Annotated in this window: 15 protein-coding genes; 8 read left to right on the top strand and 7 right to left on the bottom strand. The window is 70.1% G+C overall.

Annotated features, from left to right (window positions below; genetic code table 11):
- Window positions 1-53: 53 nt before the first annotated feature.
- From ACIRSS_RS05340 to ACIRSS_RS05310, 7 genes are all read right to left on the bottom strand, one after another.
- Window positions 54-251, bottom strand: coding sequence for a hypothetical protein (locus ACIRSS_RS05340; protein WP_400890767.1), 198 nt, complete (start codon window positions 249-251; stop codon window positions 54-56).
- 111 nt (window positions 252-362) lie between these two features.
- Window positions 363-2,099: an acyl-CoA dehydrogenase gene (locus tag ACIRSS_RS05335; RefSeq protein WP_400890764.1), complete on the bottom strand. Its 1,737-nt coding sequence runs from the start codon at window positions 2,097-2,099 to the stop codon at window positions 363-365.
- Between the two features lie 5 nt (window positions 2,100-2,104).
- Complete coding sequence (locus ACIRSS_RS05330) at window positions 2,105-2,884, bottom strand: SDR family oxidoreductase (RefSeq protein WP_400890762.1); 780 nt, start codon at window positions 2,882-2,884, stop codon at window positions 2,105-2,107.
- Between the two features lie 24 nt (window positions 2,885-2,908).
- Window positions 2,909-3,208 carry a hypothetical protein gene (locus ACIRSS_RS05325; RefSeq protein WP_400890760.1) on the bottom strand — a complete coding sequence of 100 codons (300 nt, stop codon included), beginning with the start codon at window positions 3,206-3,208 and terminating at the stop codon, window positions 2,909-2,911.
- A 43-nt stretch (window positions 3,209-3,251) separates the two neighbouring features.
- Entirely contained in the window at window positions 3,252-4,028 is a 777-nt protein-coding gene (locus ACIRSS_RS05320; RefSeq protein WP_400890759.1) for a crotonase/enoyl-CoA hydratase family protein, read from the bottom strand.
- Window positions 4,029-4,184: 156 nt separating this feature from the next.
- On the bottom strand, window positions 4,185-4,919 hold the full coding sequence (locus tag ACIRSS_RS05315) for a hypothetical protein (protein WP_400890757.1): 735 nt from the start codon (window positions 4,917-4,919) through the stop codon (window positions 4,185-4,187).
- 85 nt (window positions 4,920-5,004) lie between these two features.
- Window positions 5,005-5,547, bottom strand: a complete 543-nt coding sequence (locus ACIRSS_RS05310; RefSeq protein ID WP_400890754.1) for a TetR/AcrR family transcriptional regulator — start codon at window positions 5,545-5,547, stop codon at window positions 5,005-5,007.
- Window positions 5,548-5,760: 213 nt separating this feature from the next.
- Between ACIRSS_RS05310 and ACIRSS_RS05305 the strand changes: the two genes are divergently transcribed.
- The 8 genes from ACIRSS_RS05305 to ACIRSS_RS05270 all read left to right on the top strand — a co-directional run bounded on the left by ACIRSS_RS05305 (window position 5,761) and on the right by ACIRSS_RS05270 (window position 13,272).
- On the top strand, window positions 5,761-6,468 hold the full coding sequence (locus ACIRSS_RS05305) for a helix-turn-helix domain-containing protein (protein ID WP_400890752.1): 708 nt from the start codon (window positions 5,761-5,763) through the stop codon (window positions 6,466-6,468).
- A 93-nt stretch (window positions 6,469-6,561) separates the two neighbouring features.
- Complete coding sequence (locus ACIRSS_RS05300) at window positions 6,562-7,413, top strand: NAD(P)-dependent oxidoreductase (RefSeq protein WP_400890750.1); 852 nt, start codon at window positions 6,562-6,564, stop codon at window positions 7,411-7,413.
- Window positions 7,410-7,808, top strand: a complete 399-nt coding sequence (locus ACIRSS_RS05295) for a nuclear transport factor 2 family protein (protein ID WP_400890748.1) — start codon at window positions 7,410-7,412, stop codon at window positions 7,806-7,808. The genes ACIRSS_RS05300 and ACIRSS_RS05295 overlap by 4 nt, the downstream gene beginning before the upstream one ends.
- Entirely contained in the window at window positions 7,805-8,866 is a 1,062-nt protein-coding gene (locus tag ACIRSS_RS05290; RefSeq protein WP_400890745.1) for a maleylacetate reductase, read from the top strand. The genes ACIRSS_RS05295 and ACIRSS_RS05290 overlap by 4 nt, the downstream gene beginning before the upstream one ends.
- Window positions 8,863-9,735, top strand: a complete 873-nt coding sequence (locus ACIRSS_RS05285) for an intradiol ring-cleavage dioxygenase (protein WP_400890743.1) — start codon at window positions 8,863-8,865, stop codon at window positions 9,733-9,735. The genes ACIRSS_RS05290 and ACIRSS_RS05285 overlap by 4 nt, the downstream gene beginning before the upstream one ends.
- Before the next feature lie 85 nt (window positions 9,736-9,820).
- Complete coding sequence (locus tag ACIRSS_RS05280; RefSeq protein WP_400890741.1) at window positions 9,821-11,035, top strand: MFS transporter; 1,215 nt, start codon at window positions 9,821-9,823, stop codon at window positions 11,033-11,035.
- Complete coding sequence (locus ACIRSS_RS05275) at window positions 11,032-12,090, top strand: zinc-binding dehydrogenase (RefSeq protein WP_400890738.1); 1,059 nt, start codon at window positions 11,032-11,034, stop codon at window positions 12,088-12,090. The genes ACIRSS_RS05280 and ACIRSS_RS05275 overlap by 4 nt, the downstream gene beginning before the upstream one ends.
- 15 nt (window positions 12,091-12,105) lie before the next feature.
- A complete protein-coding gene (locus ACIRSS_RS05270; RefSeq protein ID WP_400890736.1) occupies window positions 12,106-13,272 on the top strand; it encodes an alpha/beta hydrolase family protein in 1,167 nt (388 codons plus the stop codon).
- The last annotated feature ends 369 nt before the right edge of the window (window positions 13,273-13,641 follow it).

Raw genomic sequence — 13,641 nt, 5'->3', positions numbered from 1 at the left:
TGCGTCGCCGGCCGGGCGGCGGACGGCGTCGAAGATCCGCATGCAGTGCTGGGTCATCTGCTCGTGGGTTCGCTCGCATGCTCGCTCCACCAGCTGATGGTGGTCGAGACGGTGCTGAACCACAGCGCGAGCAGCAGGGAGTGATCGCCGGTGTCGTCCAGGCCGCTGCCGGCGAGGACCTGCGCGACGCCGCTCGATGCGGGATCGTACTGCTCGACGTGTTCGGGCAGGTACTGCGTGTCGACCAGCAATGTTTTGGTCGGCCCCAGTACCAGGTCGAGGTGGTGGGTGAGAACTGGCCGCCGTGGGGCAGTGCGAAGCCGGGCAGGTGTAGACGTCGAGGGTGAGCTCGGGGTTGCCGGTCATCGGATCTCTCCTGCTTCCAGCGCCGCGGCGAGCGCGGCGATGCGGCTGAGGTGATGGGCGCCGTAGAAGTCGGCCTCGACGACGCGGCGGTGCAGCTCGGCCTCGTCGAGGTCGCCGGCGTGGTGGGTGGTGATGGCGGCGGAGAAGATGCGCCCGTGGGCCCAGCCTCCGGCCAGCAGCCCCCACATCGTGAGATAGCCGACGCTGCCGGCGAACGCGTCGCGCGGGTTGTCTTCGGCGAAGCCGACCAGCGTGGAGGTCGCTCGACGGACTGTGTCGGTGGCGTGGCGCAGGCGCTGGGCGGCGCGGTGGGCGGCCGGGTGCTCCACCGTGGACAGCGTGGTGGTGTCAGCATCGATGAGGTCGAGCAGGTCGTTCGCGGTCCGGCCCTGGTCGCGGATCACTTTGCGGCCGACCAGGTCGTTGGCCTGGATCGCGGTGGTGCCTTCGTAGATGGGGCTGATGCGGGCGTCGCGGTAGTGCTGGGCGGCCCCGGTCTCCTCGATGAACCCGGCGCCGCCGTGGACCTGGATGGCGTCGGAGGTGATGCGCAGCGCCTCCTCGGTCAGCCAGCCTTTGACCACCGGCGACAGGAACTCCGCGCGGGCGGCTGCGGGCCGGTCGCCCGCCATGGCCTGGTCGTGGAAGGCCGAGGCCAGCAGCAGTAGGCCGCGCATCGCTGTGATCGTGCTGGCCGCTGAGGTCAGCAGCCGCGCGACGTCGGGGTGCCCGGAGATCGGAGTGCCCGCGGGTGCGCCGAGGACGGTGCCCTGCACGCGTTCGGCGGCGTAGTCGCGGGCCTGCTGGTAGGCGCGGTCGGCCACGCCCAGACCTTGCACGCCGATGCCGAGGCGGCTGATGTTCATCATCACGAACATGCCCGCCAGCCCGTGGTGCAGCTCGCCGAGCAGGAAGCCGGTGGCGTCGGTGTAGTCCAGCACGCAGGTCGGGCTGGCGTGGATGCCGAGCTTGTGCTCCAGCGACACGGTGGTCACCGCATTGCGTTCACCGACGGAGCCGTCTGCGGCGGGGAGGTACTTCGGGACGATGAACAGCGACAAGCCGCCCAGCCCAGCCGGTGCGTCGGTCGTGCGGGCCAGGACCAGGTGAACGATGTTCTCGGCGATCTCGTGATCGCCCCAGGTGATGAAGATCTTCTGGCCGGTCACCCGCCAGGTGCCGTCCTCCGCGGGGTGTGCGGTGGTGCGGATCGCGGCGAGGTCGGTGCCGGCCTGGGGTTCGGTGAGGTTCATCGTGCCGGTCCAGCGCCCCTGGACCATGGGCGCGAGGTAGGTGTCGCGTTGCTGAGCGTCCGCGGCCGCGTCGAGCGCGGCGATGGCACCCAAGGTGAGTCCCGGGCACAGGGCGAAAGCGGGGTTCGCTGCGGCCCACAGTTCCTCGACCGCGCTGGAGAGCAGGCGCGGGGTGTCGTCGCCGCCCGCCGAGGCGGGCGCGGCGAATCCGATCCACCCCGCCGTGGCGAACTGTTGCAACGCTTCGGCGAAGCCCGGTGCCGTGATCACGCGTCCGTTCTCCAGGCGGGCACCTGCCCGGTCGCCGGCGGCGTTGAGCGGATGCAGGACGTCGACGGCGAACTCGGCCGCGGCGCCCAATATGGTCTCGGCATCGTCGACGGTGAGCTCGCCCCCGCTGGCGTCGGCGAGGTGCTTGTCACCGTCGAACGCGTGCCGCAGCAGGAATGAATACTCCTGGACTGGTGCGATGTAGGACATGGCGTTCACCCGATCCGCATCGTGGTCGACAGGCCACCGTCGAGCGGGATGGTCGCTCCGGTGATGAACGAGGAGCCCCGCGCGGACAGGAAGATCGCCAGCGCCGCGGCGTCGTCGGCGCGGCCGATCCGGTGCAGCGGTGAGTCGTCCAGGATCTGTTGTCCGCGCTCGGCAAGCACGGTTTCGGTCATCTTGGTGGGGAACGGTCCCGGGGCGATCGCGTTCACCAGGATGCCCGGTGCGAGTGTGGCGGCCATGTGCTTGGTCAGGTGGTGCAGACCAGCCTTGGCCGCACTGTAGGAGTAGTTCTTGAACGTGGGCACGGCGATCCCGTCGATCGAACCGATGTTGATGATTCGGGCCGGGTCGTCCGCGCTGCTGGCCTTGTCCAGCAGGGGCCGCAGTCGCTGGGCGAGCAGGAACGGCGCTCGCAGGTTCAGGTTCAGTACCTTGTCCCAGCCCGAAACCGGGAACTCGTCGAACTCGGCGCCCCAGGTGGCGCCGGCGTTGTTCACCAGGATGTGCACCTGCGAGGCGTGGGCGGCGACTTTCTCCGCCAGTGCGGCCGTCTGCGCGGGGTCGGACAGGTCGGCCGGGATCGCCGTGGCCCGCCCGTGCTGGGACAGCGCTTCCTCCGCTGCGGCACAGGCAGCGGCCTTGCGGGAGGAGACGATCACGTGCGCCCCGGCTTTCACCAGCCCTTCGGCGATCATGTAGCCGATGCCGCGAGTGCCGCCGGTTACCAGGGCGGTTTTCCCCGCAACAGAGAACAAATCCGAACTCATATGACTGCTTCCTCACGTGGTGGGCTAGATGAAAATCGAGGCACAGCGGTAGCCCGCGGGCTCGGTCGGCGGGCCGCAGGGCTTGGCCGCCACGCCGAACTGCTTCAGATCGCCGCGTTGCGTGACACCACGGCCGGGGGTGAGCTTCCCCGGGGAGGCCGTCCGTCTCCAGGGCGGCATGGCGAACTCGTTGATCTGCTCAAGCCATGGCAGGCCTTCGCGACCAGTCGGGTCGACTTCGTCGCGGCCTGTGGAATGCCGCGCGAGATCAGCCGGCTCGATAAACGGATCCCCGGGTCCTGCGGCGAGCATCGCCGCTGACACAGGGGTCGACTCTGATCGGGGTGTCTCGTGCGTATGGCGCGAGCTACTTCCCCTGGAACTGCGCCTTGCGTCGCTCGACGAAGGACTGGATGCCCTCGCGGAAGTCCTGGCTGTTGAACACCGACTCCTTGACCTGGTCGATCGCGGCGACCGCGGCGGCTTCGCCCTCGTCGAGATACTTCAGCGCTGCGGCCTTGGTGGCGCGCACACCCAGCGGGGCGTTGGCGCAGATCTCGCGCGCCAGCTCCAGGCCACGGTCGAAATGCTGCCCGAACGGCACGACCTCTTGCACGAAGCCGAGTTCCAGGGCGCGCTGGGCATCGAAGCGGTCGGCGCGCAGCAGGTGATACATCGCGTTACCCCAACCGGTGCGGGTCAGGTACCGAAAGTGGGCTCCGCCCAGCGGCGCGATCCCACGAGACACCTCGAGTTGCTGGAACTGCGCGGTGTCCGCGGCGACCACGATGTCGGCGGCGAGCATCATCTCGATGCCCACGGTGAAGGTGTATCCCTGCACCACGGCCACGACGGGCTTGGTGGTCCGGCGCCCCAGGGCGAACGGGTCGACCAGCGCGGGGTCGACGTCCGCGTCCGCGTCCGGGCCGAAGAATTTCGGCATGTCCAGCCCTGCCGTCGTGTGTTCGCCCGCCGAGGAGAACACCGCCGCCCACAGGGTGTCGTCCTCGTCGAACGTGGTCAGGTGCGTGGCCAGCTGACGCATCATGTCCGGCGTGTAGGAGTTCAGCTTGGCCTCGTTCTCGACCGTGATGATCGCGATGTGGTCCTCGGTCCTGAGAGTGACCGTGCCGTCGTTGCTCATGGAGGCTCCTTGTCGTTGACAGAAAACGGCGCCCCGAGGGCGGACGCCGAATCGGGACTATCCGGCCACGCGGCAATTCGCGAGCCGGCCGGTGGCCGCGAGGCGCGTCCTGCAGCGGCCGATGGCCCGCCTGTGGGAGCAGACGGGCTTCCGCCGTCAGTGCGTGAAGGCGAAAGTGATCCAGTTGGAGAACTCGCAGGCCAGATGCATGCGGTGCTGCTTGATCATGCTCGGCATGGCGAGCTGGGGGAATTCGACGCAGAGGCGGGCGTGGAACCCGTCGCCGTGGTCGCGGAACTCGTGCCGGACCGCGCCGATCGCCAGGCCCGTGCCGGCGCGGGCGACGCCGGAGGTCTCGAGCGGGAACGCCGGGTCTCGCTGGGTGACGATCTCGGCGGTATCGGAGTAGTCGATCAGGAACCGGGTGGCGAGCGGGCTGCCTCCGGTGGTCTCGATGACTTCCTGGCGCCCGTCGGGGGCGGTGTCGATCAGGAAGTGGTCGGGGTTGGCGGCGATCATGCTGCGGGCGTAGTCCTCGCGGTCGGTGCCGGTGAACCAGGCGACGAACTCCGCGGCCGTGCCGGCTCCGGTGACGTAGAGGTCGCAGGTGCTGGTGGTGCGGCGCCCGCGGGAGAGCCGGGTGGAGGCGCGGGCGACGGCGTCGGCGCGGCGGATGTCGCGAGCTAGCCGGCGCCGGACTTCGTCCGGGCCGAGCGCCAGCTTGGCGTCGGCGAACGACTGCCGCGCGCGGGCGAGTTCACCGGCCGGGGCCGGGAGGCCGATCTTGCGGGCGGCCTTGCGCAGCCGCGCTGTCTCCCACGCCCGGACGTCGTCCTGGCTGACGGGGCGTCCGGCCAGGACGGCCTTGATCGTCGGCTCGTGTGTCGGCATCGATGCCTCCAGGCGTGCAAAAGCTACTGTAGTCGCCTTTTGTTTAACGCTACTGAACACTGCTGTCAAGTGGGACTGGGTTAGATCACCCTGCGATGGGGAAGGCGGCCGCGCGGCGGGCGAACAGCTCGATGTCGGCGGGCCCGACGGGGTCGCCGGTCACCAGGAGCCGGAAGTAGACCGGGCTGCAAGCGTGTTCCAGCAGCAGGCGCGGGCTGGTCGCAGCGGGGATCTCGCCGCGGGCGATCGCCCGGTCGACGATGACTGCGCCGCACCGGAATCGCTCGTTCCAGAACGCTTCGCGTGCGGCTTTCGCGACCGGATCCAGGTCGCCGGCCGTCACGCCGGTGAGCGCCGCCCGGACCGCTGGTGACCCGAGCAGTTCGACAATGTCGCTGATCAGGGCGATGAGATCGTCGATCAGGGTGCCGGTGTCGGCGGGCAGTACGGCCTGAGCGGCGGTCGCGAGCATTGTGTCGGCGACCAGGTGCATCTTCGTCGGCCAGCGGCGGTAGACGGTGCTCTTGGCGACCCCCGCTCGCGTGGCGACGTCCGGCAACTCCAGAGCGTCGTAGCCCGCCTCGCCCAGCAGTTCCGACGTCGCCCGGTGCACGGCTGCGACGACCATTGCGGCCCGTCCACCGGTCCGGCGGGATCCGACAGGTTGGACTTTCCCGTGCACTGTCGTCATCGGGCCCCCTGTCCGCCGACCTGCGATATATCCAGAATAATCGCATCCGCAGTCGCTTCTGGTACAGCACTGCCAACGGAACTCGCTGCATACTCTTGATGTCGCCCGGTAATGTTCAGTGGCAGCGAACCCAGGCGTGGAGGACATGCGATGGAGGACAAGATCGGGCCGGGGCTGCGGCAAGCGCGGCTGGCGCGGAAGCTGAGCCTGCGCAGCGTGGCGACCGCGGCCGGCATCTCGGCGAGCCTGCTCTCCCAGGTCGAGACCGGCCGGTCCCAGCCGTCGGTGAGCACGCTGTACGCGCTGGTCAACCACCTCGGCATCTCCCTCGACAGCCTCCTCGGCACCGGTACCGGCGCGGGTCAGGCCGCGCCGGTCGCCGCCGAGCAGCCGGTCGCGCGAGCGGAGTCCGACGTCGTGCAGCGCGCCGCCGACAATCCCGTCCTCGAGATGGCCAACGGTGTCCGCTGGGAACGGCTCGCCGGCCGCGCCGACGTGGACACACTGCTGGTCACCTACGCGCCCGGTGCCGCCAGTTCGGCCGACCGGACGCTGATGCGGCACAGCGGAACCGAATACGCCTACCTGCTCTCCGGCGAGCTGACCTTGCTGCTCGACTTCGACCGGCACCTGATCACCGCCGGCGACTCGCTGTGCTTCGACTCCGCGCGCCCGCACCTGTACCTCAACCACGGCACGGAGCCCGCGCGCGGCGTGTGGTTCGTGGCCGGCCGACACGAGCTCGAGCACACCCGCGAGTGGGTGAAAGCCCAGCTCGGCGACCACGCCGCCGAGGCCTCGCCGCGCCCGGCCAACGTGGTCGAAGCACTCGACCTGCTGTCTTCGCAGCGCGACTGACCGGTCTCTACGTGTCCGTTCTCACTTGACGTTCGCTCTCATGTGTTCAATATTAGTGAACACTTGAGTCAACGTCGATGGAGAGGAGCCGGCATGCTGATCGGATTCGCCGGTCTCGGCCGGATGGGCCGGCCGATGGCCACCCACCTGGCGCGGGCCGGGCACACGGTGCTCGCCCACGATCCGGGCCTCGACCGCGTCCCGGACGGCATCACCGCCGTCGCGGCGGCCGAGCTCGCCGCCACGGAGCTGAGCATCAGCATGCTGCCGGATGGCGCGTCGACCCGGGAACTGGTCGAACGCGGCCTCGCCGGCGCCGGTCGCGATCACCTGCACGTCGTGATGGGCACCGTCGGGCCCGCCGTGGTGCGGGACCTGGCCGTCGCCGGCCCGGTGGACGTCGTCGACGCGCCGGTGTCCGGAAGCGTGTCGATGGCCGAGACCGCCGCGCTCACCACCATGGTCGGCGGCACGGACGACCAGTTCGCCCGGATCCGCCCGGTCCTCGCCGCGATGACGGCGGCCCAGTTCCACACCGGCCCGGCCGGGTCGGGCTCGGCGGCGAAGCTGGCGGTCAACGCCGTGCTCGCCACCCTCAGCCAAGGAATCGCCGAAGGGCTGCTGATCGCCGAGGCGGGCGAGCTGGACCTCTCCGTCTTCTACGAGGTGCTGCGCGCCAGCGCGGCTGGCGCACCCTACGTCGGATACAAGGAGGAGGCGTTCCTCGCCCCGGACTCGGCCGGGGTCGCCGCGCCGATTTCGCTGATTCGCAAGGACCTCGGACTGGCCCTCGACCTGGCCGGCGGCCGCTTCGCCTTGCCGGGCGCCGAAGCCGCCTACGCCGTGCTGGACGACGCGACTGCCGCCGGGCTCGGGGAGAAGGACATGGCTCAGGTGCTCGCGGCCCTGCGTGGGCGTACCACAAAGAAGGAAGCGCTTTCATGATGCCCAGCACCGTCGGCGAGGTCGAGTCGACCGTCCGCGCTCTGGAAGATGCCCGCTACGCCGCGGTGATCGCCGGCGACGTCGACGCCTTCACCGCGTACGCCCACCCCGACCTCGCCTACACCCACTCCAACGGTGTCACCGACACCCTGGAGTCCTATCAGGACAAGCTCCGGTCCGGGTTCTACGTCTACCACCACATCGAGCACCCGGTGGATCGCATCCTCGTGGCCGGTGACACCGCCGTCGTGGTCGGCGAGATGCACGCCGACATCACCGCCGGCGGCACCCGCAAGACCCTGGCGAACCGCGCGATGGCCGTGTGGGTGCGCCAAGACGGCCGCTGGCTGCTGCTGGCCTACCAGCCCACCGTCCTGCCGGAGCCGCCCCGATGACCACCTTCACTTACGACGCCCTGCCCAGCCGCATCGTGTTCGGCCCCGCCGTGGCGCGCACCCGCCTGCACGCCGAGGTCGACGCGCTCGGCGCCACGCGGATCCTGCTCGTGGCGGCGGAGACCGAGACCGCACTGGCCCGCGAGCTCACCGCGCCGTTCGCCGACCGGATCGCCGCGACGTTCACGGCCGTGCGCCCGCACGTCCCGATCGAGACCGCCGACCTCGCGCGCGCTACGGCCACGGGCACGGACCTGCTGCTGTCGGTGGGCGGCGGATCGACCACCGGCACCGCCAAAGCCGTCGCACTGACCAGCGGGCTGCCGATCCTCGCCGTGCCCACCACCTACGCCGGGTCCGAGGTCACCCCGGTGTGGGGACTGACCGAGCGCGGCCGCAAGACCACCGGCACCGACCCGCGGGTGCTGCCCCGCACGGTCGTCTACGACCCCGACCTGACCGCGACGCTGCCGGCCGAGCTGTCGGCCGCCAGCGGTCTCAACGCCATGGCCCACTGCGTCGACGCCTTCTGGGCCCCACGCCGCAACCCTGTCTCGGCCGCCGTCGCCGAGGACGGCATCCGGCACCTCACCACCGGCCTGTCCCGCGGCGCCGCCGACGCGGCGGCGCGGACCGAGCTGCTGTTGGGCGCCTACCTCGCCGGATCCGCGTTCGCCGTCACCGGATCCGGCCTGCACCACAAGATCTGCCACGTCCTGGGCGGCGCGTTCGACCTCCCGCACGCCCGGACCCACGCGATCGTGCTCCCGTACGTCCTTTCTTTCAATGCACCCCACGCTCCCGACGCGGTGGCCCGGATCGCCGCCGCGCTCGGCCACCCCGATCCGGTCAAAGCCCTGCGCGACCTCGGCGCGAAGCTCGGCGTCCCGGCCGGGCTACGGGAACTCGGGCTGCGCGAATCCGACCTCGACACCGTCCACGGCGACATCCTCGCGCTCGCCCCCGCCGACAACCCGCGCCCGATCACCGCCGAGGGCCTCCGGACGCTGCTGCATGCGGCGTGGGCCGGGACCGACCCCGCCGGGGAGGTCGCATGACGCCCGCCGAGCGCGAACAGGCCGTGACCGACGAGGTCCTGGCCAGCTTCGCCGCCACCACCGACCCGCGGCTGCGCCAGGTTATGCAGAGCCTCGTGCGGCACCTGCATGCCTTCGCCCGCGACGTCCGGCTCACTGAGCAGGAGTGGGAAGCGGGGATCGCGTTCCTCACCCGCGCCGGGCACATCACCGACGACCGCCGTCAGGAGTTCATCCTGCTCTCCGACGTCCTCGGGCTGTCGATGCTGACCGTCGCCATCAACGAACCGGCGGTGCCCGGGGCAACCGAGGCGACGGTCTTCGGCCCCTTCTTCAGCGACGACGCCCCCGAGGTCGAGCTCGGCGGCGACATCGCCCGCGGCGCGGCCGGCCTCCCCTGCTACGTCTCCGGCCAGGTCCGCGACACCGACGGGCACCCGATCGCCGGGGCACGCATCGACGTGTGGGAGGCCGACGAGGACGGCTTCTACGACGTCCAGTACACCGACGACCGCTCGGCCGGCCGCGGCCGGCTGAGCGCCGGAGCCGACGGCGGATACCGGTTCTGGTCGGTGCTGCCGGCGCCGTACCCGATCCCGCACGACGGGCCGGTCGGCGACCTGCTCACCGCGGCCGGCCGCGGCCCGATGCGGCCCGCGCACCTGCACTTCATGGTCACCGCACCGGGCCACCGCACCCTGATCACGCATATCTTCGTCGCCGGCGATCCCTACCTCGGCTGCGACGCGGTGTTCGGCGTCAAGGATGGCCTCGTCGTCGACGTCGAGCACCACCCCGCCGGGGCGGCTCCTGACGGCTCGGACCGGCCGGGGGGCTGGACGAGCATCGCGTTCGACCTCGTGCTCGTCGCCGAACCCGCCGCCCCCTGACCCCGTTCGACACCCGCGAGCCGGCACTCCCGCCGGCCCGCCGGTTCAGCCTGCGTACCGCAGCTCAACGTGGAGGTGCACCACCATGAGAAGTACTCGCTGGATCGTGTTGGGCGGGTGTTTCCTCGCCTACCTGTTCGATGCGCTGGAGATCGTCCTGCTGTCCCTGGCGCTGCCGGTGATCCGGCACGATCTCGGGCTGTCGGTGACCCAAGCCGGTCTGCTGGCGACCTCGACCCTGCTGGGCATCGGGGTCAGCAGCGTCACCGGCGGCTACCTCGCCGACAACTTCGGCCGGAAGAAGGCCCTGATCGGCTCGCTGATCGTCTTCGGCGGGTTCACCGCGGCGCTGGCCGTGGTCCCGAGCTTCGCGGTCTTCCTCATCCTGCGGTTCCTCGCCGGTATCGGGCTCGGCGCCGTCTGGAGCGTCGTGTCGGCCTACGTTGTGGAAACCTGGCCCCCGCGCAGCCGCGGCCGCGCTGCCGCGTTCGTGATCAGCGCCTTCCCCGCCGGCGGAGCGATCGCGGCCACCATCTCCGGGCAGTTCCTCCCCGATTGGCGCCAGATGTTCCTCATCGCCGGCGTCGCGGTCGTCGTGCCGGTGCTCGTCGTCGCGGTCTTCTTCCGCGAATCGGCCACCTGGGCGGCGGAGAAGGACCGGCACCTGCAGGACACCGTCACCGTGCGGGCCGTTCTCGGCAGCTCATTGCGCCGCAGGACCCTGCTGGGCACGCTGATGGCCGCGCTGGCCCTGACCGGCTACTGGGGCGCCACCACCTGGTTGCCGACCTACTTGACCACCGAACGCGACCTGCCCGCCGGTTCCGTCGCCTTGTTCGTGACGATCCTCAACCTCGGCATGTTCGCCGGCTACAACGGCTTCGGGACCCTCGCCGACCGGATCGGCCGCCGCCGCACGATCATCCTCACCCTGCTCGGCGTCATGCTCACCCTGCCGATCTACGCCTTCACCACCCACCAGACCACGCTGCTGTGGCTCGGCCCGCTCTTCGGCGCCTTCACCGCGTTCTTCGGCCTGTTCGGCTCCTACCTCGGCGAACTGTTCCCGACCCGCGCCCGCGCCACCGGCGCCGGGTTCTGCTTCAACGTCGGCCGCGGCGTGTCGGCGTTCGCGCCGTTCCTGCTGGCCGGGCTCGCGGGCACGGTCGGGTTCAGCGGCGGCCTCATCGTGTGCGCCGGCTTCTTCGGCCTGGCCGCGCTCACTACCCTGTTGCTGCCCCGCACCGGCAGCATCGACCACGCCGCCGACGTCCGCCGGAGCGACGGGGTCACCGCATGAGCAGCACCATGAAGGCCGCCGTCTACCACGGAACCCGCGACATCCGCATCGAGCAGGTCCCCATCCCGCACCCCCGGGACGGGGAGGTGCTGATCGCAGTGCAGCGCAGCGGCATCTGCGGCACCGACGCGACCGAGTGGACGAACGGGCCGGTCATGGTCCCGCTCCACCACCGGCACCCGGCCAGCGGCCACCTCGGCCCGATGATCCCCGGCCACGAGTTCGTCGGCGAAGTCGTCGACAGTTCCGGCGAGCTCGCCGCCGGAACGCTCGTCGCCGCGGGCGCCGGAGTCTGGTGTGGACGGTGCGACCGCTGCGCCGAAGGCCGCACCAACATCTGCCGCAACTACTACACGCTGGGGCTGAACGCCCCGGGCGGGCTGGCTGAGTACGTCGCGGCACCGGCGAGGACGCTGCGTACGATCCCTTGCGGTCTGTCCCTCGACGCGGCCGGGATGGCGCAGCCGCTGGCCGTCGGTCTGCACGCCGCCCGCCGCGCCGGGGCCCGCCACGGCGACTCCGTGGTGATCATCGGCGCCGGCGCGATCGGCACCCTCGTCCTCGCCGGCCTGTTCCACCTGATCCACGTCGACGTCACCGTCATCGACCTGCCCGGCCCGAAGCTCGACCGCGCCGCGACACTCGGCGCGGCCCGCACCCTCTCCGCGCACGACGACGTCGTCGCCGCGGTACTGGAGCTGACTGGGGGCCGCGGCGCCGACGTGGTGATCGAAGCCAGCGGCGCGCCTGGGCAGTTCGAGACTGCTTTGCGGATGGTGACCACGGGCGGCCGCGTGCTGGCCGTCGGGCTGCCCGAGGACAAGCCGACGGTGGACATGTTCTCCCTCGCGCTGCGCGAAGTCACGATCGACTCGACGGTGGCGCACGTCTGCGACGACGACCTCGGCGCCGCACTGGACATCCTGGCCGAAGGCACCCTCGGCCCCCTGCTGCTCGACGCGGTGATCAGCCTCGATGACCTCGTGCCCCGGGGACTCGAGCCGCTGGCCACCGGACGGCTCGACGGCAAGATCCTGGTAGACCCGACCCTCTGAAACTGGTAGCTGACGATGTTCGAATACTTTCCCGGCAACTACGTGTGGAACCTCTCGCTCAACCTCGCGCTGAGCCAGGGAGCCGCTATCGGCGAGGTCGACGAAGCGTGCCGGCCACTCGGGCCGGACCCGACGACCGAGGAGTTCTTCACCTCCTGGTGCACCCTGGCCCGGCGGCTGGTCGACCTCGCCGACGCCGACGAAGCACGAGGTCATCACCTGTCCGCTGCCGAACGTCACCGGCGCGCGTCCATCTATTTCCTCACCGCCGAGCGGATGCAGAAGCACGGCTACGCCCCACGAGCCGACGCGTATCGAGCCGGTCTCGACAGCTTCCGCAAAGCGATCACCCTGGGCCGCGAGGACTGCGAATTCGTCGAGATCCCCTACGGCGAGGAATCCTTGCCTGGGCTGCTCGTCCGCGCCCACGGGAACGAATTCCAGCCGCCGATTGTGGTCCACTTGAACGGACTCGATTCCACCAAGGAGATGATCTACGGCACCGGCATCGCCCGCGAGTACGCCCGCCGCGGCATCTCGACCCTGATCGTGGATCAGCCCAGCTCGGGTGAATCCTTACGGCTGCGCGGCATGCCCGGCATCGTCGAGAGCGAACGTTACGGCACCGCCTGCCTCGACTACCTGCTCTCCCGCGGAGACTGCGACCCTGATCGCATCGGTATCGCGGGCTGGTCGCTGGGCGGCTACTTCGCCCCGCGCGTCGCCGCCTACGAGCCGCGGTTCGCGTTCTGCGTCGCCTGGGGCGCCATCTACGACTGGGGCGCCCTGCAACGCCGACGTCAGCAACAGCTCGCCGAAACACCGGCCGAGAAGTCCGTGCCGCACTTCTGGGAACACGTGCTCTGGACCTTCGGCCAAACCTCGATCGAAGAACTGGCGCGGTTCACCGCCCGGATGAACCTCGTCGAAGACAGCGCGCGGATCAGGATGCCGTTCCTCGTGCTGCACGGCAACAACGACCGCCAAGTCCCGGTCGAGATGGCCCGACACCAATACGACGCCGCGGTCACCAGCGTCCGACGGGAGCTGAAAATCATGACCGAACACGACGGCGGCGTCGAACATGTCGCCGCCGACAACATCACCCCGACGACGACCTACATCGCCGATTGGGTTGCCGACGTCACCTCAACGAGATCGGATCTCCAGGCGGGATCTTGATTGCTTCGACCAAGCCCGCGACACCGACACTCGCTTCGCCCTCAACGAAGTTCTCATCGGCACCGCCATTTCAGGCGGGCTACGTCCGCGTGCCCGGGAAGAGATCTTCGGTCCGGTGGCCCCGGTAGGGGTGGTCCGCAACGAGGACGAGGCCGTCGAGGTCGCCAACGCGATCGTCCACGTCAACGACCAGACGCTGAACAACGACGCGTACGAACCGTTTCGGCGGCACGGCGCGTCCGGCAACGACGCCCGGTTCGGATCCCAGAGCAGCTGGGAACTAGTTCACCCAGTGGTCGTGGGGCACCTACCGCGAGCACGGACACCTGTTCCATTCTGACCCGGATGCGACGATGGCCGGAGTCCACG

This window comes from Amycolatopsis sp. NPDC101161, assembly GCF_044768185.1.
In the GTDB taxonomy this organism is placed as follows: domain Bacteria; phylum Actinomycetota; class Actinomycetes; order Mycobacteriales; family Pseudonocardiaceae; genus Amycolatopsis.
This window is presented reverse-complemented; position numbering and strand designations above follow the sequence as displayed.